We start from the raw sequence: 26,115 nt of genomic DNA, 5'->3' as shown, positions 1-26,115 counted from the left end.
CGGCCCCGAACCACCAGTGTCCGGATCACGACGGAAGGAGCCCCATGTCCGCCACGCGTCGCGCCGTCATCGGCAGCGGCATCGCCGGCCTTGCCGCAGCCCACGTGTTGCAGGGCCACGGCCCGGTGACGCTGTACGAGGCCGACGACCGTCTCGGCGGCCATGCGGACACCCACGAGGTGCAGGTCGGCGACCGCACGATCGGCATCGACACGGGCTTCATCGTCCACAACGACCGCACCTACCCGACCCTCCTGCGGCTCTTCGCCGAGCTCGGCGTCGCCACCCAGGACTCGGACATGAGCATGTCCATCCGCACCGACTCCAGCGGGCTCGAGTACGCCGGTGCCAAGGGGGCGCGCGGGCTGTTCCCGCGGGCACGCAACCTGGCCGACCCGGCATACCTGCGCATGCTCGTCGAGGTGCGCCGCTTCCACCGCGAGGCGAGCACCCTCCTGGAGCGACCGGCGACGGCCGTCGACCGGGACGAGCCGCTGCGCGCGTTCGTCGAGCGCTGCCGCTTCACCGACTACTTCGCCGATCACTTCCTCGAGCCCCTGGTGGCGTGCGTCTGGTCGTGCGACCCCGCGGACGCGCTCGACTACCCGGCCCGCTACCTCTTCGAGTTCCTCGACCACCACGGCATGCTCACCGTCTTCGGGTCACCGACGTGGCGCACGGTCGTGGGCGGCTCGGCGCGCTACGTCGAGGCCGTGGCCGCGGGCATCGACGACGTGCGGGTATGCCGCCCGGTCACCTCGGTCGAGGACCGTCCCGACGGGGTCGTGGTCACCGACGCGACGGGTGAGTCCGACGTCTACGACCAGGTCGTCATCGCGACCCACCCGCACCAGGCGCTCACCATGCTCACGGAGCCGACGGTGGCCCAGCGCGAGGTCCTCGGCTCGATCCACTACTCCCGCAACGTGGCCCAGCTGCACACCGACGAGTCGGTGCTGCCGCGCTCGTCCGGTGCCCGCGCCTCGTGGAACTACTGGCGGCGCGACGTCGACGGGGCCGGCGTGCTCGTCACCTACGACCTGTCGCGGCTCATGCGCATCGACCTCCCGGACCGGCGGTTTCTCGTCACGCTCAACGGCGTCGACGTCGTCGACCAGGCCAAGGTCATCGACACCATGCACTACGAGCACCCGCTCTACACCCCGGAATCCGTTGCGGCACAACGTCGTCTGCCCGAGCTCACCACCGGTCGAGTCGCCTTCGCCGGCGCCTACCACGGCTGGGGCTTCCACGAGGACGGCGCCCGCTCGGGTGTGGCCGCTGCCCGGGCCCTCGGCCACGAGTGGGTCGCACCCAGTGTGGAGCCCGTCATGCTGGGGAGTGCAACGTGACCCGGCCGCGGATCTACCGCACGGTGGTCCGGCACGCCCGCACCTCGCCGATCCGCCACGCGTTCCGGCACCGCAGCCACGCCTGGCTGGTCGATCTCGACGACCTGCCGCGGCTCGGCATCCTGTCGCCGCTGGCCCGGTTCGAGTCGCGCGACCACCTGGGCTCCCCTGACCGCACCCTGCGCCAGAACCTCGACACCTACCTCGCCACCGAGGGAATCGACCTGCACGGCGGCCGGATCCTCATGCTCGGGATGCCGCGGGTGCTGGGCCTGGTCTTCAACCCGATGAGTGTGCACTGGTGCCACGACCCGCAGGGCCGGCTCGTCGCCACCGTCGTCGAGGTCCACAACACCTACGGCGACCGGCACGCCTACCTCGTGCGCACCGACGAGCGCGGCCGAGCCCAGGTCGACAAGGCCTTCTACGTCTCACCGTTCAACGACGTGTCCGGCAGCTACGACCTCAAGCTGCCCGAGCCCGACGACCGGCTCAGCCTGCACGTCGTGCTCCACCGGCCGGGACAGCACCCGTTCGTCGCCACCGTGTCGGGCGCCGCCGAGCCGGTCACGCGCCTGACCGTCCTGCGCCTCGCGCTGACCCAGCCAATCGAGCCACTGGCCGTCATGGCCCGCATCCGGTGGCACGGCATACGCCTCTGGGCCCGCAGGCTCCCGATCCAACCCCGTCCCCACCACCGCCAGGAGGCCGTCCAGTGACCACCGCCGATCTCCGCCTTGCGCCGCGGCCGTCGATCGACCCGCGTCGCTGGCCCGACCTCGCGGCCTCACGCCGGCGGGCTCGCCGCCGCGTCGAGGCCAAGGTGGCCGAGCAGATCTTCCGAGCTGCCGTGCGCCGGCTCGCGGTGCGTGTGGAGCTGGGTGACACCGTCCTCGGTGGTGCCGCGACCGACCCGGACGCCCCGGTCATGCAGATCGCCCGACCCGACGCGTTCTTCGCGGCCGTCGGCGCGAGCGGCCTCATCGGGTTCGGTGAGTCCTACATGGCCGGTGACTGGGACTCGCCCGACCTCGCCTCCCTGCTCGAGGTGTTCGCCGCCCAGGTCGCGACGCTCGTGCCCGCTCCGCTGCAGCGGCTGCGCGCGTTCTACGTCGCGAAGAACCCACGGGCAGAACGGAACTCGACGCGCAACACCCGCAACAACATCGCACGGCACTACGACCTGTCTAACGACCTGTTCGCATCGTTCCTCGACGAGACGATGTCCTACTCCGCGGCGTTGTTCGAGGGTGAGACGTCGCCCGGGGCCTCGGTCGCCGACGAGCAGACGACGGTATGCCGTCCGGTCACCCGACCGGGCTGGGCCGACCTCGTGCCCGCCCAGCAGCGCAAGGTCGACCGCATCCTCGACGCGGCCGGCGTGGGGGAGGGCACCCGGGTCCTCGAGATCGGCACCGGGTGGGGCGAGCTGGCGATCCGCGCAGCCGGGCGCGGGGCCACGGTGCGCAGTGTCACGTTGTCGAGCGAGCAACTCGAGCTGGCCCGGCAGCGGGTCGCCGACGCCGGCCTGTCGGACCGGGTGCAGATCGACCTGCTGGACTACCGGGCGGTCGAGGGCCAGTACGACGCCGTCGTGTCGGTCGAGATGATCGAGGCGGTCGGCCACCAGTACTGGGGCGAGTACTTCCGCACCATCGACCGCGTCCTGGCGCCGGGCGGCGCTGTCGCGATCCAGGCGATCACGATGCCGCACGACCGGATGCTGGCCACCCGCAACACCTACACGTGGATCAACAAGTACATCTTCCCCGGCGGCTTCCTGCCCTCCACCGAGGCGCTCGAGGAGCGTAGCCGCACCCACAGCGGCCTGCGCCTGACCGAGCGGCTGTCGTTCGGTCAGCACTACGCGCAGACCCTGCGGCTGTGGGACGAGCGATTCGTCGGCTCCCTCGAGCGGGTGCGCGAGCTGGGGTTCGACGAGGTGTTCGACCGGATGTGGCACTTCTACCTCGAGTACTCCCAGGCTGGGTTCCGGTCAGGTTACCTCGACGTCCAACAGCTCGTCTTCCGCCGGGAGGTCCAGGCATGACCACACTCGAGATCAAGCCGGCCAAGTCGGCCGGAAAGTCCCCCAGCACAACGGGTTCCGGTCTCGCCGCGCAGTTCGCGCGCGCCCTGGAGCCTGTCGTGGGCGGGGCGCTTCCGGTCCACCTCACCCTCTGGGACGGCAGCAGCGCCGGCCCGGCCGACGCCCCTCGGGTCGTCGTGCGGTCACCGCGCGCGCTCCGCCGTCTGTTCTGGCACCCGGGCGAGCTCGGTGCCGCCCAGGCCTACGTCACGAGTGAGCTGGAGGTCGAGGGTGACCTCGACGAAGCCCTCACCCACGTCTGGGGAGTGGCCCACGAACGCGGGCTCAGCGGCATACGCCTCACGCCGTCGGCGCTGGCCGACCTGGCCAAGCTGGCCCGATCGGCCGGTGTCCTCGGGCGGCCGCTGTCGCCGCCCGCCAGCCAGGCGGTCGTCCGAGGACGGCTCCACAGCCTGGGCCGCGACCGTGCCGTCATCAGCCACCACTACGACCTGTCCAACGACTTCTACGCGCTGATCCTCGACCCGCACCTGTCGTACTCGTGCGCCTACTGGCGCTCCGACGACCCGGACTACACGCTCCAGGACGCGCAGCGCGACAAGTTCGAGCTGGTGGGGCGCAAGCTCGGCTTGCGGGAGGGGTCGCGCCTGCTCGACGTCGGCTGCGGTTGGGGTTCGATGAGCCTGTATGCCGCGGAGCACTTTGGTGCCCAGGTCACCGGCGTGACCATCTCGGCCGAGCAGAAACGCTTTGCCGACAACAGAATTCGCGAGCGCGGTCTGGAGGACCGGGTCGAGATCCGGTTGCAGGACTACCGCGACGTGCGCGAGGACGGTTTCGACGCGGTCGTGTCGCTCGAGATGGGCGAGCACGTGGGGGAGAAGAACTACGCGACCTACGCACGGGTCCTCCACGACGCGGTGCGCCCCGGTGGACGTGTGCTGGTGCAGCAGATGTCGCGTCGCGGCCGTCACCCCGGTGGCGGTCCGTTCATCGAGTCGTTCATCGCGCCCGACATGACGATGCGTCCCGTCGGCGAGACCGTGGCACTGCTCGAGGACGCAGGGCTCGAGGTGCGTGATGTGCACGCCCTGCGCGAGCACTACGTGCGCACCGTCGCGGCGTGGCACGACACGTTCGAGGCCAACCATGACCGGGTCGTGGAGCTCGTCGGTGAGGAGGTCGCCCGTGTCTGGCGGCTCTACCTCGTCGGTGGTGCCATGGCTTTCCGGGACGGCCGCATGGGCGTCGACCAGATCCTGTCGGTGCGCCCCCACCCGAATGGCGCAGCCGACGTCGAGCCGGCGCGTCCGCAAGGGTGGTCATGACCTTCGACCTGTCGAACTTCATTGCAGTGAGCGGATTTTCGCTGCTCGCCGTAGTGGTGCTGATGGCCCTGACGGCGCGTGAGGGGCGCCGTCAGGGCCGGGTCAGCGTCGTCGACACCACGTGGGGCCTCGGCTTCGTCGTCATCGCTGCCGTGGCCGCCGTGGTCGGTGACGGCATGGCGTGGCGGCGGCTCGTGCTGCTCGTCCTCGTGGCCGTGTGGGGACTGCGTCTCGCCCGGCACATGCATCGCCGCAACGCCGGCAAGGGTGAGGACCCGCGTTATGCCGCGATGCTCGAGAAGGAGGGCGGCAACCCGACCTGGGTGGCGGTCCGCAAGGTGTACGCCGTACAGGGCGTGGCTCTGTGGTTCGTGTCCCTGCCGATCCAGGTCAGTGCTGCCGCCGGCCCGGGCGTCCCGGCCGTCGCGGTGGTCGGGATCCTGCTCTGGCTGGTCGGGTTCGTCTTCGAGGCGGTCGGTGACCGCCAGCTCGCCGCGTTCAAGGCCGACCCGGCCAACCACGGCAAGGTCATGGACCGGGGCCTGTGGGCGTGGACGCGGCACCCCAACTACTTCGGTGACTCCAGCGTCTGGTGGGGCCTGTGGCTGGTCGCCGCGAGCGCGTGGCCGGGCGTCCTCACGATCCTGTCCCCGGTCGCGATGACCTACTTCCTCGTCTTCGCCACGGGTGCCCGGCTCCTCGAGCAGCACATGGCCCAGCGGCCGGGTTACGAGGCGTACCAACGCCGCACGTCCTACTTCCTGCCGCGACCGCCGAAGCGTGGGGCCGCCTAGCCCCCGTCGGTGTAGGTGACCGGCTTGCCGGTCTCGGTGGCGTAGGCGATCTCGCCGCGCGTGGACTCGCCGACGTAGCCGCCGGGGTTCACGACCAGGACCCGGTCGGCCAGGTCGATCTTGCGCCGGTGCAGAGCGTCGAGCGCCGCCTTCTGCTCCGTCGTGATCGTCGTTGCACCGACCTCGCCCGGTGCGAGGACGATGACACCCGCGAAGGTCAGGTCACGGTTGGCCGCCTTCATCTCCTCGGCGAACCGCATCGAGCCACAGATGCAGACGATCTCGGGTCGGTCGGTCACGCAGCTCCTTGGGTTGGCGGGCGACACGGGTGAGGGACCAGTCACTCTAGGCTGCCCTGCGTGGAGTGCCTCTTCTGCGACATCGTCGACGGCCGCGTGCCGGCCACCGTCGTGGTCGACGAACCGTTCGTGCTCGGGTTCCTCGACACCCGCCCGGTTTTCAAGGGCCACGTCCTGCTCGTGCCGCGCATCCACGTCGACACGCTCGTCGACCTCCCCGCCGAGCTGCTGCCGCCCCTCATGGGTGCCGTCCAGCGCACCGCGGCCGCCGTCGTGACCGGGCTCGGCGCGCAGGGCTCGTTCGTCGCCTGCAACAACGTGGTCTCACAGTCGGTGCCGCACCTGCACTGGCACGTCGTGCCCCGCACCAAGGGTGACGGGCTGCGCGGCTTCTTCTGGCCGCGCACCAAGTACGCCTCCGACCAGGAGGCGCAGGAGTATGCCGCTCGCGTCGCCGGCGCCCTGGCGCCGCCGGCATGAGCGGTGCTGTCGCAGCGGCGCGGCAGGATGGCGGGGTGCGCACCCACACCGTGATGGACTCCCCGGTCGGTCACCTCACCATCGTGTCCGCCGAGGGCGCCGTCGTGCGGCTCCACATGGACTGGGACGAGCCCGCGCACGACCCGGCCGAGGTGGGGGAGCGCGACGACGAGGCGGGCGCGGAGGTCGTGCGGCAGCTGACCGAGTACTTCGCGGGCGAGCGCACCGACTTCAACGTCCCCCTGGCACCCGAGGGCGACGACTTCAAGCAGCGGGTCTGGGGCCTGCTGCGCGAGATCCCCTACGGCCAGACCCGCAGCTACGGCGACCTCGCGCGCCAGCTCGGCGACGTCAACCTCAGCCAGGCCGTCGGTTTCGCCAACGGCCGCAACCCGATCGCGATCATCGTCCCGTGCCACCGTGTGATCGGAGCCGATGGCTCCCTCGTGGGGTATGCCGGTGGGCTCGATCGCAAGCGCATCCTCCTCGCGCTCGAGGAGCCGTCGGCCGACGACGGCGGCCGCCTCTTCTAGGAGCACCGAGTCGAGTGCCTGAGACCGACCCAGAGGGCGGTGTCAGGCACTCAACTTGTCCCGTGCTGTTACTGGTGTGGCCACAGTGGTAGATGACGGCTTTGGGGGTCGTCAGTTCGTCCGGTGTTCGCCGCTGTCGGGGTGCGTCACGGCGCCCCGTCGCCCACGATGGGTGAGGGACGACATCGATCGCGGGGGTGAAGGTAGTGCGCGTGACCAGGCTGGCGGTTGCCGCCACCGTCGTCGCTGCCGTGGGCAGCCAGACCTCGTCGATCCCGCACTCGACCGACCCGCGGCCAGCTGCCGACCCGCGCCGGGCCCTGGCCGCATGGTCGGCGCCGGTGCCCGGCCCGTTCGCACCCGACGACCTACGACCCGGGTCGCTGCGCCCGCGCCCGGTGACCACCACGGCAGTCGTCAAGGCTGCACCGGCGGTGAAGAAGAAGCCCGCGGCCAAGCCGGCCAGGGCCAAGCGGCCGCAGGACCTGCCGGCCTCGGGCACCTCGCAGTACGAGCTGGCACTGGCCTACCGGAACGCCGTCGCGAAGGCCCCGAAGGGCTGCAACATCACCGTCTTCCACCTGGCCGCGATCGGCCAGGTCGAGTCGGGGTCGATCGGGGGCCGTGAGGTCACCAGGGACAAGGTCGTCACGCCGGCCATCTACGGGCCGCTGCTGGACGGCGGGCCGTTCGCGGTCGTCCACGACACCGACGGAGGCTCCGTCGACGGCGACGGCTCTTTCGACCGCGCGGTCGGGCCGCTGCAGTTCATCCCAGGCACCTGGTCGTGGGCCGGCGCCGATGGGGACGGTGACGGTCGCCGTGACCCGCAGAACGTCTACGACGCCGCCCTCGGCACCGCCAACTACCTGTGCCATGGCGGTCGCGACCTGGCGCGCGCCGCCGACCTGCGCGCGGCGATCCTGTCCTACAACGGGTCCAGCGACTACCTCGACGCGGTGCTGGGGTGGGTCGACTACTTCACGCAGAACGGCCTCAAGTCCCTCGACCACGTCGCCTTCAAGGTCGCCTCGGGCGGGCGCGGCAGCGACCTGGCCGAGCCGGTGAAGCCGCCCAAGCCGCCGGCCGCCGGGCCCGACTCCAAGGCGACGGCCAAGCCCGGCACCGCCACCCCCACCTCGACACCCACCTCGCGCCCCACCACACCGCCCACGGGCTCGACCACCAAGCCGACCACGACACCGACCGGACCGGCGCCCACGACCACCACTGAGCCCGCACCCACCCCCACGACGACGAGCACCCCACCACCGCCCACCACGACGAGCGACCCGCCCCGCAGCACGGCGCCGGCCCCCACCTCGACCTCGGCCGCGGCAGCCGAGACCGCCCCCACGTCCGCCCCGTGATCCCGGTCGCATCGGGCGCACGACGGCGCGCACGCGGCATACCTGCGGGTCTAGGGTGGTTGGAAGAAGAGGAAGAGCACGACGTCACCGAGGACGGCACCCAGCTGCACAGGGTGACCGTCCTCCTTGTTTGACGAGGAGAGTGTGCGCATGACGTCGCACGAGACCGGCACGACAACCGCCCGTGAGCCCGGCCGCCGCCGCGTGGTCGTCATCGGCTCCGGCTTCGGTGGCCTGTTCGCCACGCAGGCGCTCAAGCACGCCGATGTCGACATCACCCTCATCGGCAAGACGACGCACCACCTGTTCCAGCCGCTGCTCTACCAGGTGGCCACCGGCATCCTCTCCGAGGGCGAGATCGCGCCCGCGACGCGTGAGGTGATCGCCCACCAGAAGAACGCGCGCGTCATCCTCGGCACGGTCACCGACATCGACCTCAAGGCGCAGACGGTCACCTCCCGCATCCTCGACCGCGACACGGTCACGCCCTACGACGACCTGATCGTGGCTGCGGGTGCAGGCCAGTCCTACTTCGGCAACGACCAGTACGCCGAGTTCGCCCCCGGCATGAAGTCGATCGATGATGCCCTCGAGCTGCGTGGGCGCATCTTCGGGGCATTCGAGTACGCCGAGCTCGCGAGCACCCCCAAGGAGATCGAGCGCATCATGACGTTCGTCGTCGTGGGCGCCGGACCGACGGGTGTCGAGATGGCCGGACAGATCGCCGAGCTCTCGCGCCGCACCCTCAAGAACGACTTCCGCAAGATCGACCCGGCCAACGCCCGCGTGATCCTGCTCGACGCCGCGAACCAGGTCCTCCCGTCGTTCGGCGACCGCCTCGGAGCGCGAGCAGCCAAGCGCCTGGCGGACATTGGCGTCGAGGTCCAGCTCGGGGCCAAGGTCGTCGGGGTCGACCAGACGGGCATCGACATCGAGGACGCCGACGGCACGCGTCGCCGGATCGAGGCCGTCACCAAGGTCTGGGCCGCGGGTGTGCAGGCTTCCGAGCTGGGGGAACAGCTGGCCGAGCAGTCGGGCGCCACGCTCGACCGCGCCGGCCGGGTCGAGGTGAACGACGACCTCACCCTGCCGGGCTACCCCAACGTCTTCGTGGTCGGCGACATGGCGGCCCTGAAGGGCTACCCCGGTGTCGCCCAGGTCGCGATCCAGGGTGCCCGGTATGCCGCGAAGGTGATCAAGGCGCGCATCGCCGGCAAGCCCGTCCCGGGCCCGTTCGAGTACCACGACAAGGGCTCGATGGCGACGATCTCCCGCTTCAGTGCGGTGGCGTCCATCGGCAAGTTCCGGTTCAGCGGCTTCGTCGCCTGGTTCCTGTGGCTGGCCGTGCACCTCGTCTACATCATCGGGTTCAAGCACCGCATCACCACGCTGCTGCACTGGGCCGTCAGCTTCCTCGGCCGCGGCCGCTCCGAGCGCACCGTGACCGAGCAGCAGACGTTCGCCCGCAACGCGATCCAGCAGCTGGGCGACCAGTACTCCCCGTCGCTGCCACGGGTGGCCGCCGACAAGAAGCCCGCGCCGCAGTCGGTCGGGCAGGCACGCGAGGAAGCCAGCCGCCGGGCGTGAGAAGTCCCTGCGGCACCGCAGCGCGTCACCTAGGGTGAACCGCATGCCGCTGGACTACCCGATCCACCGTACGACCCTCGGCAACGGCCTCACGGTGGTCGTCTCGCCCGACGCCAGCGTGCCCATGGTCACGGTCAACCTGTGGGTCAACGTCGGCTCCCGCCACGAGGCGCAGGGGCGCACCGGTTTCGCGCACCTCTTCGAGCACCTGATGTTCCAAGGGTCACGCCACGTCGCCAGCGGTGAGCACTTCAGCCGGCTCATGGCCGAGGGTGGGCGGCTCAACGCGACCACGTGGTTCGACCGCACCAACTACTTCGAGACCGTGCCCAAGGGGGCCTACGAGCTGGCGCTGTGGATGGAGGCCGACCGACACGGCCATCTCCTCGACGCGGTCACGCAGGAGAACCTCGACAACCAGCGCGACGTGGTCAAGGAGGAGAAGCGCCAGCGCTACGACAACGTCCCCTACGGCAAGGCGTTGATGGAGGTGTATGCCGCGGTGTTCCCGCCCGAGCACCCGTACCACCACCCGACGATCGGGTCGATGGAGGACCTCGACGCGGCGAGCCTGGCGGACGTGCACGACTTCTTCCGGCGCTACTACGGGCCCAACAACACGGTGCTCACCCTCGTCGGCGACCTCACCCCAGAGGAGGGATTCGCCGCGGCCGAGAAGTACTTTGGGTCGCTGCCCGCCTCCGCCGAGGAGCCGCGCGCCAACCTCCCGCAGCTTCGGCCCATCGAGTCGCCGGTGCGGGTCGACCGACCCGGTGACGTGCCCAACGACCGGCTCCACATCGCCTTCCGGCTGCCCGTCGACAACACCGCCGACTACTACGCGTCCGCGCTCGCGCTCGACATCATCGGCGGTCTCAGCACCTCGCGGCTCGTGCAGCGCCTCGTCCGCCGCGATCAGGTGGCCAACTCCGTGCAGGCGCACACCATGGGGTTCGTCGACGGCGCCTCGCTCGGCTTCCTCGTCGTCGACGTCGCCGATGGGCAGGACCCGGAGGTGCTCGAGGCCGAGGTGCTCGAGGAGCTGGAGCGGTTCGCCCAGGAGGGCCCCACGGAGGTCGAGCTCGAGTCGGCGCTCGCGCAGTCCGAACGCGGCTGGCTCTCCGCGCTGGCCGGGCAGGAGGAGCGCGCCGACCTGCTCAGCCAGTACACCCTGCTCCACGACGACCCCCAGGTCGTCAACACCTTCCTCGACCGGTTGCGCGAGGTCGGTGCCGAGGACATCCAGCGGGCCGCGGCCACCTGGCTCACCCCGGACCACCGCGCCGTCGTCCGCCACCTCGCCCTCGCGGAAGAGGACGCCGCATGAGAACCCCTCGAAGTTCTTCCCCCGCTGCGCTCCTCCAGATACTTCGTGGGGACCCCGCATGAGCGACACCACCACCCAAGGCGGCCAGCCCGCCCCCGAGGTGCCTCGTCCGGACGTCACCCCGCCGGGTCCGTGGGAGTTCGCCACCCCGCGGGAGCACACGCTCGACAACGGGCTGCGGCTGCTGACCTACGACATCCCCGGTCAGTACGTCGTGTCGGTGCGCACTGTGGTGCCGTTCCCGTTGTCCGCGGAGCCGCGTGAGGTCGAGGGTGTCGCCGCCATCATGGCGCGCATGCTCGACGAGGGAACAGCCGAGCACAGCTCCGAGGAGTTCGCGGAACTGTTGGAGCGCAAGGGGATTGCCCTTGGCGCCGGCGTCAACGACGCGGGCCTCGCGGTCGACCTGGACGTGCCGAAGGGCAACCTCGAGGAGGCGCTCGACCTGCTCCGCCAGGTATTGGCCGACCCGGTCTTCCCGCAGCCCGAGCTCGACCGGCACCTGCGCACCCGACTCGCCGAGATCGAGCAGGAGCGCGCCCTCGGCCCGCAGCGCGCGGCCCGCGAGCTGATCGCCACGATCTTCGACCCCTCCGACCGCGGCTCGCGTCCCACCGCTGGTGCGGCCGAGACCGTCAAGGCGATCACCCGCGAGCACCTGGCGGCCTTCCACGCCGAACGCGTCGGTCCCCGTGGCGCCACCGTCGTCATCGCCGGCGACCTCACCGGGCTCGACGTCGCGGCCCTGGCCGGCCGCACGCTCGGCTCGTGGAGTGGTGGGCGCCAGGTCGACCCGGGCCAGCCGGACGCACCGGTCTGGGCCCCCGACCGGGCCCGCGTCGTCCTCGTCGACCGGCCCGGCGCGGTCCAGTCCGAGCTGCTCGTCGCCGTCCCCGGTCCCGACCGGCGCGCCGACGGCGGCTGGGCGGCATACCCCGTCCTGGGTTTTGTCGTGGGTGGGGCGCCCAACGCGCGCGTCGACGCGGTGCTGCGCGAGGAGAAGGGCTACACCTACGGGATCCGGTCGGCGTTCCGGCCGCGGCGCGTTGGCGGGCTGTTCATCACCTCCGGGTCGGTGCGCGCCGACTCGACCGTCGACTCGGTGCGGCTCCTGCTGGAGATCCTCGACAAGGCCCGCGACGGCTTCACCGACGAGGAGGTGCGGGCCGGCGTCGACTTCATCAGCAAGACCGCGCCCGGCCGGTTCGCCACCGCAGACGCGGTCGCCGACGAGGCGTCGATGCTCGCGCTCGAGGGCCTCACGACGCAGTTCACCACCGACAACCTCGAGGCGATGCGGGCACTGACGCCCGAGCAGCTCGCCGAGGCGTGGCGCCGGTGGGTGACGGGGGAGTGGACCGTCATCGTGGTCGGCGACGCCAGCACGTATGCCGACGCGATCCGTGACCTGGGCGTCGGCACCGTGAGCGTCGTGCCTGCCTGAGCGGTCCAGGTATGCCGCGTGGTCGTCGTTCGCTCAGGCGCGTGCGTCGGTGCCGATGCGGGACAGGACCTCGTCGTGCAGCAATCCGTTGGTGGCCAACGCGTTTCCGCCCCACGGGCCCTCGCGCCCGGCGAGGGACGTGAACCGGCCGCCGGCCTCGGTGACGATGGGGACCAGTGCCGCCATGTCATAGACGGCGAGCTCCGGCTCGGCGGCGATGTCGGCCGCGCCCTCCGCCACCAGCATGTAGGACCAGAAGTCGCCGTAGGCGCGCGACCGCCAGCACTCGTCCGTCAGGGACAGGAACTCGTCGTAGCGGTCCACGCCGCGCCACGACCGCACGCTGGAGTAGGACAGTGACGCGTCGCTGACCGCCCCGACCTTCGAGACGTGGATCTGCTTCGCCGACGCGAGGCTGCGGCCCGACCAGGCGCCGGACCCGTTGGCCGCCCACCAGCGGCGACCCAGGGCGGGCGCGGCCACCAGCCCGAGCACGGGGGCCTCGTCGTCGACGAGCGCGATGAGGGTCGCCCACACCGGCACGCCCCGCACGAAGTTGTGGGTACCGTCGATGGGGTCGATCACCCAACGGCGCGGCCCGTGACCGGTGGTCTCGAACTCCTCGCCCTCGACCGCGTCACGCGGACGTGTCCGCTTCAGCTGGGCCCGGATGAGCTCCTCGGCGGCGGTGTCGGCGTCGCTGACCAGGGTGAGGTCCGGCTTGGACGACACCGCCAGGTCCTCGGACCGGAACCGCGCGGTCGTGATGCGCTCCACCGCGTCCGCAAGGACGTGGGCGAGCCGCAGGTCGTCGTCGTAGCGGGGCACGCCGTCACGCTAGCCGGTTGCGGCCCGGTTCAGGCGCAACGCCACGTCGGCGGACCCGGCCGGCGACACCTCGCCGGCCCCGCCCCCGCGGGAGCCGCAGGTATGCCGTCCAGCCGACCGTGCGGCATACCCCCACCCTCTCCTGACCAGCACGGACGCCGCCTCACGGAGGTTCCCGAGGGTGGCGCCGCGGCGCCCCGCTCTCGACATGGACGCGGGACGATCACGTTTTTGTCTCGGCTTGCTCCAGATCGTCGCCTTTACCGACTCCTTGCTCTTTCATGGGTGCCACACGACGACGCCTTGTGCGTTGTAGGGCTGCGCTCCAACCGGTGGGCGGCCCGGCCAGACCTCGTCCATCCGGGCGGGTAACCCCAAGTAGGAGGACATCAATGCGAGGAATTACTCGCACGGTGACCATGGTTGCTGGCATCTCCGCCGCTGCGCTGCTCGCTGCAGCCTGTGGCGGCGGCGACAGCGGCAGTGGTAACAACGCCAGTGGTGGCGGCGGCGGCAAGACCGGCGGCGCTGTGACGGTCCGAGGGTGCAACCCCCAGAACACCCTCATCCCCAGCAACACCACCGAGACCTGTGGTGGAAACGTGCTCGACGCCATCACGGCCAAGCTCGTCCACTACAACCCCGAGAACGCCGCGCCCGAGAACGACATCGCGGACAAGATCGAGACCTCGGACAACCAGAACTTCACCGTCACCCTCAAGAAGGGTTACAAGTTCCACGACGGCACCGAGGTCAAGGCGAAGAACTTCGTCGACGCCTGGAACTACGCGGCATACGGCCCGAACGCCCAGTCCTCCGGGTACTTCATGGAGCCGATCGAGGGCTTCGCCGACATGCAGTGCGCCGACGAGAAGTGCACCGCCAAGCCCAAGGCAGACAAGCTCACCGGTCTGGCCGTGAAGGACGACTACACCTTCACCATCAAGACCTCCGAGAAGGTCTCGAACATGCCGGTCCGTCTCGGCTACTCGGCGTTCTCGCCGCTGCCGGACTCGTTCTTCAGCGACCCGAAGGCCTTCGGTGAGAAGCCGATCGGTGCGGGCCCGTTCAAGTTCGACAGCTGGGCCAAGAACTCCGAGATCAAGCTCAGCAAGTTCGCTGACTACTCGGGCAAGTTCGGTGGCAAGCTCGACGCCATCACCTTCAAGATCTACCAGGACGACGGCGCCGCCTACAACGACGTCATCGCCAACCAGCTCGACGTGACCGACTCGATCCCGTCCTCGGCGATGATCGACGACAAGTACAAGACGGACCTGCCCGACCGGAACGCCCAGCGCGCCGTCGGTGTCATCCAGACGATCACGTTCGCGCCGGTCAAGACCGACCCGAACTACGCTGACCCGAAGATCCGCCAGGCGATCTCCATGGCCATCGACCGTGCGACGATCATCAAGCAGATCTTCAACAACACCCGTCAGCCCGCCACCGGCTGGGTCTCCCCGGTCGTGGACGGCTACAAGGCCAACCAGTGTGGCGAGTGGTGCACCTACGACAAGGCCAAGGCCAAGGCCAAGCTCGACGAGGCCGGTGGCTTCAAGGGCGGCAAGATGACCCTGTCGTACAACGCGGACGCCGACCACAAGCCGTGGACCGAGGCGACCTGTAACTCGATCAAGGGCGCCCTGGGTGTCGACTGTGTCGCCACCCCGGTCGTGGACTTCGCCACCTTCCGTTCGCAGATCGCGGACAAGAAGATGAAGGGCATGTTCCGCACCGGCTGGCAGATGGACTACCCGTCGATCGAGAACTTCCTCGCCCCGATCTACAAGACCGGCGCGTCCTCCAACGACGGTGACTACTCCAACCCGGAGTTCGACAAGCTGCTCAACGAGGCAGCTGCCGAGTCCGACGCGGCTGCCGCCAACGCCAAGTACCAGCAGGCTGAGGCGCTCCTCGCGAACGACATGCCGTCCATCCCCATGTGGTACTCCACTGCGACCTTCGGCTGGTCCGACAAGGTCACCGGTGTGAAGATCACCGCGTTCGGCACGATCGACTTCTCGAGCCTGGCTCTGAAGTCCTGACGTGAGTGGGGCCCCGGGCACGCTCGTTCCCGGGGCCCCGCCACCAGATAGAGTCGTCGGCCTGCCGGCCTTGAAAGGTCGGCAGGCCGACGCCCTGTCCGGGGTCGGTTTCACCTCGTGAACCTGCCCCACGTATGGTCCATACGACTATCTTGGGTCGAGGACTGCGGACGCCATCCGTGGCTGCCGGGCCCCGACCAACGACGCCTCGGGAAGCAACCCGGATCGAGGCGTCCAGCGACTAGGAGGTGACGTGTACAAGTACGTCATTCGACGCCTGCTACAGATGATCCCGGTGCTCATCGGCGCCACGTTCATCATCTTCTACATGGTGTTCTCGATGCCGGGCGACCCCACCGCCGGCATGTGTGGTGACCGAGGCTGTTCGCCGGCCTTCGTCGCCCAGTTCCGCGAGGAGCACAACCTCGACGACCCGTTCCCGCTGCAGTACGCGAAGTACCTCGGCAACGTCGTCCAGGGTGACCTCGGGACCAACTTCCGCAACCAGTCCGTCGGCTTCGAGCTGGAGCAGCGGTACCCGATCACGGCCAAGCTCGCACTGATGGCCATCGCCTTCGAGGCGGTCATCGGCATCATCGCCGGTGTGCTGGCGGGCGTACGCAAGGGCAAGTTCATCGACAACCTGGTGCTGGTCAGCACCCTCGTCGTCATCTCGATCCCGGTGTTCGTCATCGGCTCGGTGCTCCAGTACTACCTGGGCGTCAAGATGGGCGGACAGATCTTCCCGGTGACGTACGACTCGGCCCGGCCACTCCAGTCGCTCATCCTCCCGGCCTTCGTGCTCGGCAGCGCCTCCATCGCCTACGTCGCGCGCCTGACGCGCACCAACCTCGTGGAGAACCTGCGCGCCGACTACCTGCGCACCGCGATCGCCAAGGGCCTGACCCGGTCCCGCGCGATCGGTGTGCACGCGCTGCGCAACTCGTTGATCCCGGTCGTCACCTTCATCGGTGCCGACTTCGGTGGCCTGCTCGGTGGCGCCATCGTGACCGAGCGCATCTTCAACATTCCGGGTGTCGGTGGGTTCCTCTTCACCGGCATCCGCAACCACGACGGCGTGTCCGTCGTGGGCACGGTCACCGTCCTGGTGCTCGTCTTCCTCCTTGTCAACCTGCTCGTCGACCTGTTGTACGGCGTGCTCGACCCGAGGATCAGCCATGACTGAGGCATCGACGATTGCAGTCTCCGCGGAGACCGGTGCCGCTCCCGGGGGCGACGTCCAGCAGGACAAGCCCCGTTCGCTGGCGTCGGACGCCTGGCGGCAGCTGAAGAAGAACCCGATCTTCTGGGTCTCGGTCATCCTCATCGCACTGTTCGTGCTGATGGCGGTCGTGCCGCAGCTGTTCACCAGCACCGATCCCAACGAGGCCATCCTCCAGCAGGCGCGCGAGCGTCCGAGCCTGGACGGCCCATGGTTCGGCCGCGACATCCAGGGCTACGACATCTACGCCCGCACCATCCACGGTGCCCGTGCCTCGATCCTCGTCGGTGTCTTCGCGACCCTGTCGACGCTGATCATCGGCACGGCCCTGGGCATCATCGCCGGCTTCTACGGCGGCTGGATCGACGCCATCGTCTCCCGCCTCACCGACATCTTCTTCGCGATCCCGCTGCTGCTCGGCGGCATCCTGTTCATGTCGGTGATGCCGAACGACCAGAACACCCCGTACCTCGTGGTGGTCGGCAAGGTCGTGGTCGTGCTCGCCATCTTCGGCTGGCCGGGCATCGCCCGACTGATGCGGTCCAGCGTGCTTCAGGTCAAGCCGAACGACTACGTGCAGGCGGCCCGTGCCCTCGGTGCGAGCCCGTGGCGGATCATCCGGTCGCACGTCCTGCCCAACGCGATGGCCCCGGTCATCGTGGTGTCCACGATCAACCTCGGTGTCTACATCGCGGTGGAGGCGACGCTGAGCTTCCTCGGTATCGGCCTCACGCCGCCCGCGGTCTCGTGGGGTGTCGCGATCTCCGACGCACTGGTCGGCATCCGCACCACGCCGCACATGCTCCTGTTCCCCAGCCTCTTCCTCAGCCTGGCGGTCCTGGCGTTCATCATGCTTGGTGACGCCATCCGTGACGCCTTCGACCCGAAGTCGCGCTGAGCGGGAAAGACGACACACACATGACGACAGACACGCAGACGAGGAAGTCGGAGACCCCGGCGACCTCGCAGTACAAGCCGGTCGACGGCCTGCTGCTCGAGGTGGAGGACCTCCGCGTCGAGTTCCACACCGAGGACGGTGTGGCCAAGGCCATCAACGGCGTCAACTTCGACCTGCACGAGGGCGAGACGCTCGCCATCCTCGGTGAGTCGGGGTCGGGCAAGTCCGTGACCGCACAGGCGATCATGGGCATCCTGGACATGCCCCCGGCGGTCATCCCCGGCGGTCAGATCCGCTACTGCGGCCAGGACCTGCTGACGATGCCCGAGGAGCAGCGGCGCAAGACCCGCGGTCCGGAGATCTCGATGGTCTTCCAGGACGCGCTCTCCTCGCTCAACCCGGTCTTCCCGGTCGGGTGGCAGATCGCGGAGATGTTCCGCAAGCACCGCGGCATGAACAAGTCCGACTCCCTGGAGCGGGCGGTCAAGCTCATGCAGCGGGTGCAGATCCCGGCGGCCAAGGAGCGGGTGAAGGCCTACCCGCACCAGTTCTCCGGTGGTATGCGTCAGCGCATCATGATCGCGATGGCCATCGCGCTCGACCCGGCGGTGCTCATCGCCGACGAGCCGACAACCGCCCTGGACGTGACCGTCCAGGCGCAGATCATGTCCCTCCTGCAGGAGCTGCAGGAGGAGCGCCAGATGGGCCTCATCCTCATCACGCACGACCTCGGTGTGGTCGCCGACGTCGCCGACAAGATCGCGGTCATGTATGCCGGCCGGATCGTCGAGCGCGCCGACGTCTTCGACCTCTACCGGCAGCCGGCCCACCCGTACACCAAGGGCCTGCTCGAGTCGATCCCGCGGCTGGACCAGAAGGGCCAGCAGCTCGCGGCGATCGGCGGCCTCCCGCCGAACCTCATGCGGATCCCGGCCGGCTGCGCGTTCAACCCGCGCTGCCGCTACGCCCAGGACATCTGCCGTGAGGAGCGTCCCGAGCTGCTGACCGTCGCCCCCGGCCGCGAGTCCGCGTGCCACTTCGCCGAGGAGGTCCTCCATGGCTGAGCCGATCCTGACCGCGACCGACCTGGTCAAGCACTACCCGATCAAGGGCGGTGTGCTGCGGCGCACCGTCGGGCACGTCAAGGCCGTCGACGGTGTCAGCTTCGAGCTGCTCAAGGGTGAGACGCTCGGCATCGTCGGTGAGTCCGGATGTGGCAAGTCCACGCTGGGCCGCCTGCTGATGCGCCTGGAGGAGCCCACGTCGGGTTCCGTCGTCTTCGACGGGATCGACATGTACTCCCAGCGGGGTCGTGCGATGCGCAAGCTGCGTCGCGACATCCAGATCGTGTTCCAGGACCCGTACACGTCGCTCAACCCGCGCAAGACGGTCGGCGACATCATCGGTGAGCCCTTCGACATCCACCCCGACGTGGTGCCGAAGAACGGCCGCCGCAAGGCGGTCCAGGACCTGCTGGACATGGTCGGCCTCAACCCCGAGCACATCAACCGCTACCCCCACCAGTTCTCCGGTGGCCAGCGGCAGCGCATCGGCATCGCCCGAGGCATCGCACTCAACCCCAAGGTGCTGATCTGTGACGAGCCGGTCTCCGCGCTGGACGTCTCGGTGCAGGCGCAGGTCGTCAACCTGATGGAGAAGCTGCAGGACGAGCTCGGCCTGTCCTACATCTTCATCGCGCACGACCTGTCCGTCGTGCGCCACATCTCCGACCGGGTCGGCGTCATGTACCTCGGCAAGATGGCCGAGCTGGGCGAGGAGGACGAGATCTACGGTCGTCCCACCCACCCCTACACGCAGGCCCTCCTGTCGGCGGTGCCCGTGCCCGACCCCACGCTGCGCGACAAGAAGGAGCAGATCGTCCTCAAGGGCGACGTTCCGTCGCCGGCGAACCCGCCGTCGGGCTGCCGGTTCCACACCCGGTGCTGGAAGGCGCAGGACAAGTGCAAGACCGACGTCCCACTGCTCGAGCTGCGGCCCGACGGTGTCGGCGAGCACCCGTCCGCGTGCCACTTCGCGTCGCCGCGTGAGGTCATCGAGACGGTCGACGTGTCGGACCAAGAGGTCGTGTTCAAGGCCGAGGTCCGCGACCAGGCGTCCTTCGAGCAGCCCCAGCGGGTCGGCGAGGGCACCCAGGAGAGCTGACGTCGAGAGCCGGCCAGCCGGCATACGACAACGATTGCGCCGCCACCCCACCGGGGGTGGCGGCGCGATCGCGTTGCGGCTCAGTCGGATTCGCCCGAACGCGCCCGCAGCAGGCGCCGCAGCGACTCCAGGCGCGACGGCCCGGCCGGGCCGGCCTGGCCGGACGCAACCCACTCGTCGAGCGCGCACTCCGGTTCGTCATGGGTGCATCCGCGAGGACATCCAGCCGTGCCGGGCTCGAGGTCGGGGAAGTGGTCGATGATGCGGGCGAGGTCGACGTGCGCCAGCCCGAACGAGCGCACGCCCGGGGTGTCGATGACCCACCCGTCGCCGTCGGGGAGGCGCAGGGCCACGGCCGAGGTGGAGGTGTGCCGCCCACGACCGGTGACGTCGTTGACGTCACCGGTGGCGCGGTTCGCGTCGGGGACCAGGGCGTTGACGAGCGTCGACTTGCCGACGCCCGAGTGGCCGACGAACACGCTGACCCGTCCCTCGAGGTGGTCGAGCAGCTGCTCCAGTCCGAGGAAGTCGTCCTCGCTGGAGGTCACCACGTGGGGCACGTCGAGGGGCGCATAGGTCTGCAGGAACGGGGCCCGGTCGGCGAGGTCGGCCTTGGTGAGGACCAGCAACGGGTCGAGGTCGGCGTCGTATGCCGCGACGAGGCACCGGTCGATCAGTCGAGGGCGGGGCTCGGGGTTGGCGAGGGCGGTGACGATGACCAGCTGGTCGGCGTTCGCGACGATGACCCGCTCGACAGGGTCGGTGTCGTCGGCGGTGCGCCGCAGTACCGAGGTGCGCGGTTGCACCCGCACGATGCGCGCGAGGGCGTCCGGTCCGCCGCCGACGTCACCCACGAGGTCGACGTTGTCGCCGACGACGATGCCCTTGCGGCCGAGCTCGCGCGCCTTCATGGCCATCACGACGCGCTCCGGAAGTCGTTTGCCACCAACGCCTTTGGCGACGAGCACGGTGTAGCGGCCGCGGTCGACGGCGGTGACGAGCCCGGGCACGGCGTCGTCGTGGGCGGGCCGGTCCTTCGAGCGTGGGCGGGAGCCGCGGCGGCTGGGCCGGATGCGGACGTCGCTCTCGTCGTAGTCCGACGCGCGCCGGCTCATGCGGGTCTCATTGGTGGGCCGGGCCCGTCGACGACAGCATCCGCTCCCAGAGCGTGGTGAACTCCGGCAGGGTCTTGGCGACGGTGCCGGAGTCCTCGACGACCACGTCCGGCACCCGCAGCCCGAGGACCGCTCCCGCCATCACCATGCGGTGGTCGGCGTAGGTGTGGAAGGTGCCGCCGTGCAGGGGCGCGGGAGCGATCCGCAGGCCGTCGTCGGTCTCGGTGACGTTGCTGCCCAGGGTGCCGAGCTCACGGGCGAGAGCGGCCAGGCGGTCCGTCTCGTGACCGCGGATGTGCGCCACGCCACGGATCACGGACGGGGAGTCGGCGAGGGCGGCGATCGCGGCCACGACCGGGGTGAGCTCGGAGGCGTCGTGCAGGTCGAGGTCGACGCCGTTGACCTCACCGGTGCCGGCCACCGTCAGGCCCTCGCGGGTGAGCGTCACGTCGGCGCCCATGGCGTCGAGGATGTCGCGCACGGCGTCGCCGGCCTGGGTGGTGTGCTGCGGCCAGGCGGGCACGGTGACCCGACCGCCGCAGACGAGGGCGGCGGCCAGGAAGGGGGCAGCGTTGGAGAGGTCGGGCTCGACCTGGACGTCCAGCCCGCTGAGCTCGGACGGCTCGACCCGCCAGGTGTTGGCGTCGCTGTCGTCGACGAAAGCCCCTGCGTCCCTCAGGGTTTCGACCGTCATGGCGATGTGGGGCTCGGAGGGCACGGGCTTGCCGTCGTGGTGCACGGTGACGCCCTCGGCATACCGTGCCCCCGCCAGGAGCAGGGCCGACACGAACTGCGAGCTCTCCGACGCGTCGAGCGTGACGTCGCCTCCGCGCACCGAGCCGTTGCCCCGCACCGTGAACGGCAGGGTGCCGCGTCCGTCGTCGTCGATGGTGACGCCGAGGGTGCGCAGCGCGTCGAGCACCGGGCCCATGGGCCGCACCCGCGCCTGCGGGTCGCCGTCGAACCGCACCTCGCCCGATGCCAGCGCGGCCACCGGCGGGACGAACCGCATGACGGTGCCGGCCAGTCCGCAGTCCACGGTGGCGCCGCCGACCAGCTCGGCCGGTGTGACGAGCCAGTCCAGCGAACCCCCTTGGGCGGGGGAGTCCTCGATCCGCGTGCCGAGGCTGCGCAGGGCCTGTGCCATGAGCAGCGTGTCGCGCGAGCGCAACGGTGCCCGCAGCATCGACGGGCTGTTCGCCAGCGCGGCGAGCACGAGGTAGCGGTTGGTCAGCGACTTGCTGCCGGGCAGGGTGACCGTGGCGTCGACGGCGTGGCCCGGGGTGGGTGCGGGCCAGTCGACCCGCGCTGCTGGGTCAGGTGAGGGCATCGTGCGCCTGGGTGGCGGCGAGCTTGGCCTCGCGCCGGGCGGCCTTCGTGGCGATCTTGGCCTCACGCTTGGCGCGCTTGGCGGTCCGGCGGGCGGAGTCCTCCGCCATGCCGACGCGGTAGGCCAGGCCGGGCTTGCCCTCGGTGTCGACAGAGGCGAGGAGTAGTCCGCCGATCAGGCTGATGTTCTTGAGGAACTGGATGCGCTGCATGCGCCGCGCGGTCGGGTCCTTCTCCTCCCAGAACGCGTGGCCGACATAGGTGGTCGGGACCATCGAGCCCGCCAGCACGAGCGACGCGATCCGCGGGAAGTTGCCAGTCGCGAGCATCGCGCCCGCACCCATCATGGTGGCGCCGTTGGCGCGCACGAGCAGCTCCGGGTCGTTCGGCACACCGAGCGGCGCCAGCTTCTGCGCGAACGGCTCGACCTTGGGCTTCATCACCCCCGGCTGGCGCAGCTGCTGGTAGCCCTGGATCACGAACAGGGCGGCGAGCATCGGGCGGGCAACTCGTCGGACCAGCGTCATGTCCACTCCTCGGTGGTGAAGTCGCAATGCTGAAGTCGGAAACCTGAAGTCGGAAAAGGCCTCGGCTCCTTCCTACCGTATGGGCGGGTCGGTGGCGCTGCGTACCCTGTCCACCATGTGCGGGAGATATGCGGCAACCGCGAACCCCGATGAGCTGGTCGAGGAGTTCGAGGTCGAGGACGACCGGTCGGTCGAGCCGGTGCGCAGCATCCTCAAGAACCCCCAGTCGCCGCCCCCGGGCCAGCCCGACTGGAACATGGCCCCCAGCAAGCAGGCCCCCGTCGTCCTCACCCGGGTGCCCCGGGAGCAGCGCGAGGAGGGGTATGCCGGTGAGCCGGCTCCCGTGCGCCAGCTGCGGTTGCTGACGTGGGGCCTCGTGCCGAGCTGGGCCAAGGACGTGAAGATGGGCATGCGGATGATCAACGCCCGCGCGGACTCGGTGCTCGAGAAGCCGTCCTTCACCAAGGCGGCTCTGTCGCGGCGGTGCATCGTCCCGGCGCAGGGCTGGTACGAGTGGCAGAAGTCGCCGGTGGCCACCGACGCCAAGGGCAAGCCGCGCAAGCAGCCGTTCTTCATGCACCGCGCCGACGGGGAGCCCGTTGCCTTCGCCGGGCTCTACGAGTTCTGGCGCGACCGCGACATCGAGGACAAGGACGACCCGGACGCCTGGCTCACGACCTTCACCATCATCACCACCGACGCCGAACCAGGCCTCGACCGGATCCACGACCGGCAACCACTGGTCCTGGAGCGGGAGGACTGGGCGACCTGGCTCGACCCCACCATGACCGACCGCGACGAGGTGGCACGGCTGCTCGCCTTCAGCCGGCCCGGCCGTTTCGACGCCTACCCCGTGGGAGCTGCCGTCTCCTCCAACCGCAGCAACGGCCCGAGCCTGGTCGAGCCCGCCGGCATCGACGAGCTCGACGGCGTCGTCGACCCCACGACCGGCGAGATCATCGGCGGGGGAGCGGGCGCCCCCAGCACCGACGGGCCAAACTCGAAATGACCACCTCCAAAGCCACGGTGATCGAGGTCGACACCCCGATGGGGCCGGCCCGCATCCGCCTGAGCCGGCCGGCCGACTCGACCGGGCTGCTCGTCCTCACCCACGGAGCCGGCGGCCGGCTCACCGCCTCGGAGTTCGCGCCCATCCGGGCAGCCGCGACCGAGGACGGGTGGGCGGTGGCGCTCGTCGAGCAGGCCTGGGTCGTCGCCGGTCGCAAGATGCCGCCCCAGCCACCGACCCAGGACCCGGCCTGGCTTCCCGTCGTGGCCGCGCTGCGCTCGGGGCGCCGCCGCCTCACCGGGCCGCTGGTGGCCGGCGGCAAGAGCAACGGGGCACGCGTCGCCTGCCGCACCGCCCACGACACCGGTGCCGACGGCGTGCTGTGCCTGTCCTTCCCGCTGCACCCGCCCGGCAAGCCCGAGGTGTCGCGAGCCGAGGAGCTGCGCACGCCGCTCGCACACGGCATACCCCTGCATGTCGTCCAGGGGCGCACCGACCCGTTCGGCACGCCCGCGGAGGTGCGGGCCGAGCTGCCGTCACCCGACCTCGTGACCGAGGTGAACGGGGCGCACTCGTTCCCGCGCAACCCGGCCGACGCGGTCACCGCAGCGCTCGGGTTCTTGGCGTCGGTGCGCTAGCGCGCTGCGCTCAGAGCGCGCCGCCCGCCGCCGCCGGCGCGGACGAGTCGTCGCCGCCATCGCCGACAGCCTCGCGCGCGAGGTGGTCCTCGATCTGGAACCAGTCGGTGCCGGCGCGCTGGGCGATGGTGAGCAGCGTGTTCATCGCCGCCACCTCCTCGACCTGCTCCTTGAGGAACCAGAGCATGAACTGCTCGCCCAGCACGTCGCCCTCGGAACGGGCGGCGCGGAACAGCGCCTCGATCTGGCCGGTGACCGCCTTCTCCTGGGCCAGGGCGAGCTCGATCGGCTCGACCGGCTTGGCGAAGTCGCCGCGCACGTCGTCGATGCCGGGGACCTGCACCGGCCAGTCGCGGTCCAGCATGTACTGGACGATCATCATCGCGTGGTTGCGCTCCTCGACGCTCTGCGCGTAGAAGTGCGCGGCGAGGCGGGGCAGGTCGTGGGCGTCGTACCAGACGGCGATCGCGACGTACTGCTGGCTGGCCGTGAACTCGTGCCGCACCTGCTCGGTGAGCAGCTGGACGAACGACCCGGGCTTGGTGGTGCGAGGCATGGCCCCACGGTATCGGGAGGGAATGACGCCACCCGCGACATGGTTGAAACCGGCGTATGTCAACTTCCCAGGAGCCATCCGTGCACACCGCCACCACCGACGCCGGGCCACGCCTCGTGGACCTGACGACGCCTGCCGCCTGGGGCCCGGCCGCACCGCCGTCCGCACGGCCCACCGCACGGCCGACCGCACCCGACACCAAGGCCTCCCGCGCAGGTAGCGGGTTAGGCTGGAGGGTAATGACCGAGACCCCTGCCACCGACGCAGCCGCCCGCGCCACCAGCGACGACACGACCGTCGACGTCGCCACGGAGAGCCCGACCGAGCGCCAGGCCCGCTTCGAGCGTGAGGCCATGCCGCTGCTGGACCAGCTGTACTCCGCCGCGCTGCGCACCACGCGCAACCCGGCCGACGCCGAGGACCTCGTCCAGGAGACCTACACCAAGGCCTTCGCGGCGTTCCATCAGTACAAGCCGGGCACCAACTTCAAGGCGTGGATGTACCGCATCCTCACCAACACGTACATCAACAGCTACCGCAAGAAGCAGCGTGAGCCGCAGCAGTCCGACGCCGCGCAGATCGAGGACTACCAGCTGCACCGGGCCGAGTCCCACACCTCCTCCGGGCTGCGGTCCGCCGAGGTGGAGGCGCTCGACCACCTGCCCGACACCGAGGTGAAGCGGGCGTTGCAGCAGCTGCCGGAGGACTTCCGCATGGCCGTCTACCTCGCCGATGTCGAGGGCTTCGCCTACAAGGAGATCGCGGAGATGATGGACACCCCGATCGGCACCGTGATGTCACGACTGCACCGTGGCCGGCGCCAGCTGCGTGAGCTGCTGACCGAGTATGCCGCGGACCGCGGCTTTGCCAAGGCGGCGGACCGATGAGCTGCGGGCGCGGGACGGGCGAGGACCCGCTCGAGGGCACGGACTGCTCCGAGGTGCTGTTCCGGGTGTTCGAGTACCTCGACGGCGAGATGACCGCCGACGACACCGCGAAGATCAAGGCCCACCTGCAGGAGTGCGGGCCGTGCCTGCACGAGTACGACCTCGACCAGGCGCTCAAGGCGCTGGTCAAGCGGTCGTGTGCGGGGGAGACGGCGCCGGTGGCGCTGCGGACCCAGATCATGGCCCGCATCACCACGATCCGCTACGAGATCAGCGAGTAACACGCAGCCGCAGGTGACATGACGAAGGGGCGGGACCGACAACTGTCGGT

26 protein-coding genes are annotated in these 26,115 nt (G+C 70.0%); 20 read left to right on the top strand and 6 right to left on the bottom strand.

Annotated elements, in window-relative coordinates:
* The first annotated feature begins 44 nt into the window (after positions 1-44).
* From HJG52_RS07340 to HJG52_RS07320, 5 genes are read left to right on the top strand one after another with little or no spacing between them, the layout of a single operon-like run.
* Positions 45-1,352 (top strand): NAD(P)/FAD-dependent oxidoreductase, encoded by a 1,308-nt coding sequence (locus HJG52_RS07340; RefSeq protein WP_171242802.1) that lies wholly within the window; start codon positions 45-47, stop codon positions 1,350-1,352.
* Positions 1,349-2,071: a DUF1365 family protein gene (locus tag HJG52_RS07335; RefSeq protein WP_171242801.1), complete on the top strand. Its 723-nt coding sequence runs from the start codon at positions 1,349-1,351 to the stop codon at positions 2,069-2,071. Before HJG52_RS07340 ends, HJG52_RS07335 begins: the two co-directional genes overlap by 4 nt.
* On the top strand, positions 2,068-3,402 hold the full coding sequence (locus HJG52_RS07330; protein WP_346767606.1) for a class I SAM-dependent methyltransferase: 1,335 nt from the start codon (positions 2,068-2,070) through the stop codon (positions 3,400-3,402). The genes HJG52_RS07335 and HJG52_RS07330 overlap by 4 nt, the downstream gene beginning before the upstream one ends.
* On the top strand, positions 3,399-4,730 hold the full coding sequence (locus HJG52_RS07325) for an SAM-dependent methyltransferase (RefSeq protein ID WP_171242800.1): 1,332 nt from the start codon (positions 3,399-3,401) through the stop codon (positions 4,728-4,730). Before HJG52_RS07330 ends, HJG52_RS07325 begins: the two co-directional genes overlap by 4 nt.
* Positions 4,727-5,524: a DUF1295 domain-containing protein gene (locus HJG52_RS07320; RefSeq protein WP_171242799.1), complete on the top strand. Its 798-nt coding sequence runs from the start codon at positions 4,727-4,729 to the stop codon at positions 5,522-5,524. The genes HJG52_RS07325 and HJG52_RS07320 overlap by 4 nt, the downstream gene beginning before the upstream one ends.
* On the opposite strand, the gene HJG52_RS07315 is transcribed toward HJG52_RS07320, so the two are convergent.
* Entirely contained in the window at positions 5,521-5,823 is a 303-nt protein-coding gene (locus HJG52_RS07315; RefSeq protein ID WP_171242798.1) for a hypothetical protein, read from the bottom strand. The genes HJG52_RS07320 and HJG52_RS07315 overlap by 4 nt on opposite strands.
* 60 nt (positions 5,824-5,883) lie before the next feature.
* Between HJG52_RS07315 and HJG52_RS07310 the strand changes: the two genes are divergently transcribed.
* From HJG52_RS07310 to HJG52_RS07285, 6 genes are all read left to right on the top strand, one after another.
* Positions 5,884-6,303, top strand: a complete 420-nt coding sequence (locus HJG52_RS07310) for an HIT domain-containing protein (protein WP_171242797.1) — start codon at positions 5,884-5,886, stop codon at positions 6,301-6,303.
* Between the two features lie 35 nt (positions 6,304-6,338).
* Entirely contained in the window at positions 6,339-6,836 is a 498-nt protein-coding gene (locus HJG52_RS07305) for a methylated-DNA--[protein]-cysteine S-methyltransferase (protein ID WP_346767605.1), read from the top strand.
* 212 nt (positions 6,837-7,048) lie between these two features.
* A complete protein-coding gene (locus tag HJG52_RS07300) occupies positions 7,049-8,206 on the top strand; it encodes a lytic murein transglycosylase (protein ID WP_171242795.1) in 1,158 nt (385 codons plus the stop codon).
* A 150-nt stretch (positions 8,207-8,356) separates the two neighbouring features.
* Positions 8,357-9,793 (top strand): NAD(P)/FAD-dependent oxidoreductase, encoded by a 1,437-nt coding sequence (locus HJG52_RS07295; RefSeq protein WP_171242794.1) that lies wholly within the window; start codon positions 8,357-8,359, stop codon positions 9,791-9,793.
* A gap of 43 nt (positions 9,794-9,836) precedes the next feature.
* Positions 9,837-11,120, top strand: coding sequence for a M16 family metallopeptidase (locus tag HJG52_RS07290; RefSeq protein ID WP_171242793.1), 1,284 nt, complete (start codon positions 9,837-9,839; stop codon positions 11,118-11,120).
* Positions 11,121-11,178: 58 nt separating this feature from the next.
* Entirely contained in the window at positions 11,179-12,564 is a 1,386-nt protein-coding gene (locus HJG52_RS07285; RefSeq protein ID WP_171242792.1) for a M16 family metallopeptidase, read from the top strand.
* A gap of 33 nt (positions 12,565-12,597) precedes the next feature.
* Here the strand turns inward: HJG52_RS07285 and hisN are convergent, their stop codons facing one another.
* Positions 12,598-13,392: a histidinol-phosphatase gene (hisN, locus tag HJG52_RS07280; RefSeq protein WP_171242791.1), complete on the bottom strand. Its 795-nt coding sequence runs from the start codon at positions 13,390-13,392 to the stop codon at positions 12,598-12,600.
* Between the two features lie 419 nt (positions 13,393-13,811).
* On the opposite strand from hisN, the gene HJG52_RS07275 reads away from it, so the two are divergent.
* The 5 genes from HJG52_RS07275 to HJG52_RS07255 all read left to right on the top strand — a co-directional run bounded on the left by HJG52_RS07275 (position 13,812) and on the right by HJG52_RS07255 (position 19,723).
* Complete coding sequence (locus HJG52_RS07275; protein ID WP_240977715.1) at positions 13,812-15,440, top strand: peptide ABC transporter substrate-binding protein; 1,629 nt, start codon at positions 13,812-13,814, stop codon at positions 15,438-15,440.
* Between the two features lie 253 nt (positions 15,441-15,693).
* The gene (locus tag HJG52_RS07270) at positions 15,694-16,626 is read left to right on the top strand and encodes an ABC transporter permease subunit (RefSeq protein WP_171242789.1); all 933 of its coding nucleotides are present in this window, start codon (positions 15,694-15,696) and stop codon (positions 16,624-16,626) included.
* On the top strand, positions 16,619-17,560 hold the full coding sequence (locus tag HJG52_RS07265; RefSeq protein WP_171242788.1) for an ABC transporter permease: 942 nt from the start codon (positions 16,619-16,621) through the stop codon (positions 17,558-17,560). Before HJG52_RS07270 ends, HJG52_RS07265 begins: the two co-directional genes overlap by 8 nt.
* 20 nt (positions 17,561-17,580) lie before the next feature.
* Complete coding sequence (locus tag HJG52_RS07260) at positions 17,581-18,624, top strand: ABC transporter ATP-binding protein (RefSeq protein WP_171242787.1); 1,044 nt, start codon at positions 17,581-17,583, stop codon at positions 18,622-18,624.
* A complete protein-coding gene (locus HJG52_RS07255; protein WP_171242786.1) occupies positions 18,617-19,723 on the top strand; it encodes an ABC transporter ATP-binding protein in 1,107 nt (368 codons plus the stop codon). The genes HJG52_RS07260 and HJG52_RS07255 overlap by 8 nt, the downstream gene beginning before the upstream one ends.
* An 80-nt stretch (positions 19,724-19,803) precedes the next feature.
* Here HJG52_RS07255 and rsgA read toward each other — a convergent pair whose 3' ends face one another.
* The 3 genes from rsgA to HJG52_RS07240 are packed head-to-tail and all read right to left on the bottom strand — an operon-like array spanning position 19,804 to position 22,694.
* Positions 19,804-20,838, bottom strand: coding sequence for a ribosome small subunit-dependent GTPase A (gene rsgA, locus HJG52_RS07250; RefSeq protein ID WP_171242785.1), 1,035 nt, complete (start codon positions 20,836-20,838; stop codon positions 19,804-19,806).
* A gap of 7 nt (positions 20,839-20,845) precedes the next feature.
* Entirely contained in the window at positions 20,846-22,168 is a 1,323-nt protein-coding gene (gene aroA, locus HJG52_RS07245) for a 3-phosphoshikimate 1-carboxyvinyltransferase (protein WP_171242784.1), read from the bottom strand.
* Positions 22,155-22,694 (bottom strand): DoxX family protein, encoded by a 540-nt coding sequence (locus HJG52_RS07240; RefSeq protein ID WP_171242783.1) that lies wholly within the window; start codon positions 22,692-22,694, stop codon positions 22,155-22,157. The genes aroA and HJG52_RS07240 overlap by 14 nt, the downstream gene beginning before the upstream one ends.
* A 115-nt stretch (positions 22,695-22,809) precedes the next feature.
* On the opposite strand from HJG52_RS07240, the gene HJG52_RS07235 reads away from it, so the two are divergent.
* Both HJG52_RS07235 and HJG52_RS07230 read left to right on the top strand, forming a co-directional pair.
* Entirely contained in the window at positions 22,810-23,703 is an 894-nt protein-coding gene (locus HJG52_RS07235) for an SOS response-associated peptidase (protein ID WP_171242782.1), read from the top strand.
* Positions 23,700-24,341: an alpha/beta hydrolase family protein gene (locus tag HJG52_RS07230; protein ID WP_206069966.1), complete on the top strand. Its 642-nt coding sequence runs from the start codon at positions 23,700-23,702 to the stop codon at positions 24,339-24,341. Before HJG52_RS07235 ends, HJG52_RS07230 begins: the two co-directional genes overlap by 4 nt.
* A gap of 10 nt (positions 24,342-24,351) precedes the next feature.
* On the opposite strand, the gene HJG52_RS07225 is transcribed toward HJG52_RS07230, so the two are convergent.
* The gene (locus tag HJG52_RS07225) at positions 24,352-24,897 is read right to left on the bottom strand and encodes a ferritin (RefSeq protein WP_171242781.1); all 546 of its coding nucleotides are present in this window, start codon (positions 24,895-24,897) and stop codon (positions 24,352-24,354) included.
* A 239-nt stretch (positions 24,898-25,136) separates the two neighbouring features.
* Between HJG52_RS07225 and HJG52_RS07220 the strand changes: the two genes are divergently transcribed.
* Positions 25,137-25,784: a sigma-70 family RNA polymerase sigma factor gene (locus HJG52_RS07220; RefSeq protein WP_171242780.1), complete on the top strand. Its 648-nt coding sequence runs from the start codon at positions 25,137-25,139 to the stop codon at positions 25,782-25,784.
* On the top strand, positions 25,781-26,065 hold the full coding sequence (gene rsrA / locus HJG52_RS07215; protein WP_171242779.1) for a mycothiol system anti-sigma-R factor: 285 nt from the start codon (positions 25,781-25,783) through the stop codon (positions 26,063-26,065). Before HJG52_RS07220 ends, rsrA begins: the two co-directional genes overlap by 4 nt.
* Positions 26,066-26,115 lie beyond the last annotated feature (50 nt).

The sequence above is a fragment of the Knoellia koreensis genome (assembly GCF_013041615.1).
GTDB lineage: Bacteria > Actinomycetota > Actinomycetes > Actinomycetales > Dermatophilaceae > Pedococcus > Pedococcus koreensis.
This window is presented reverse-complemented; position numbering and strand designations above follow the sequence as displayed.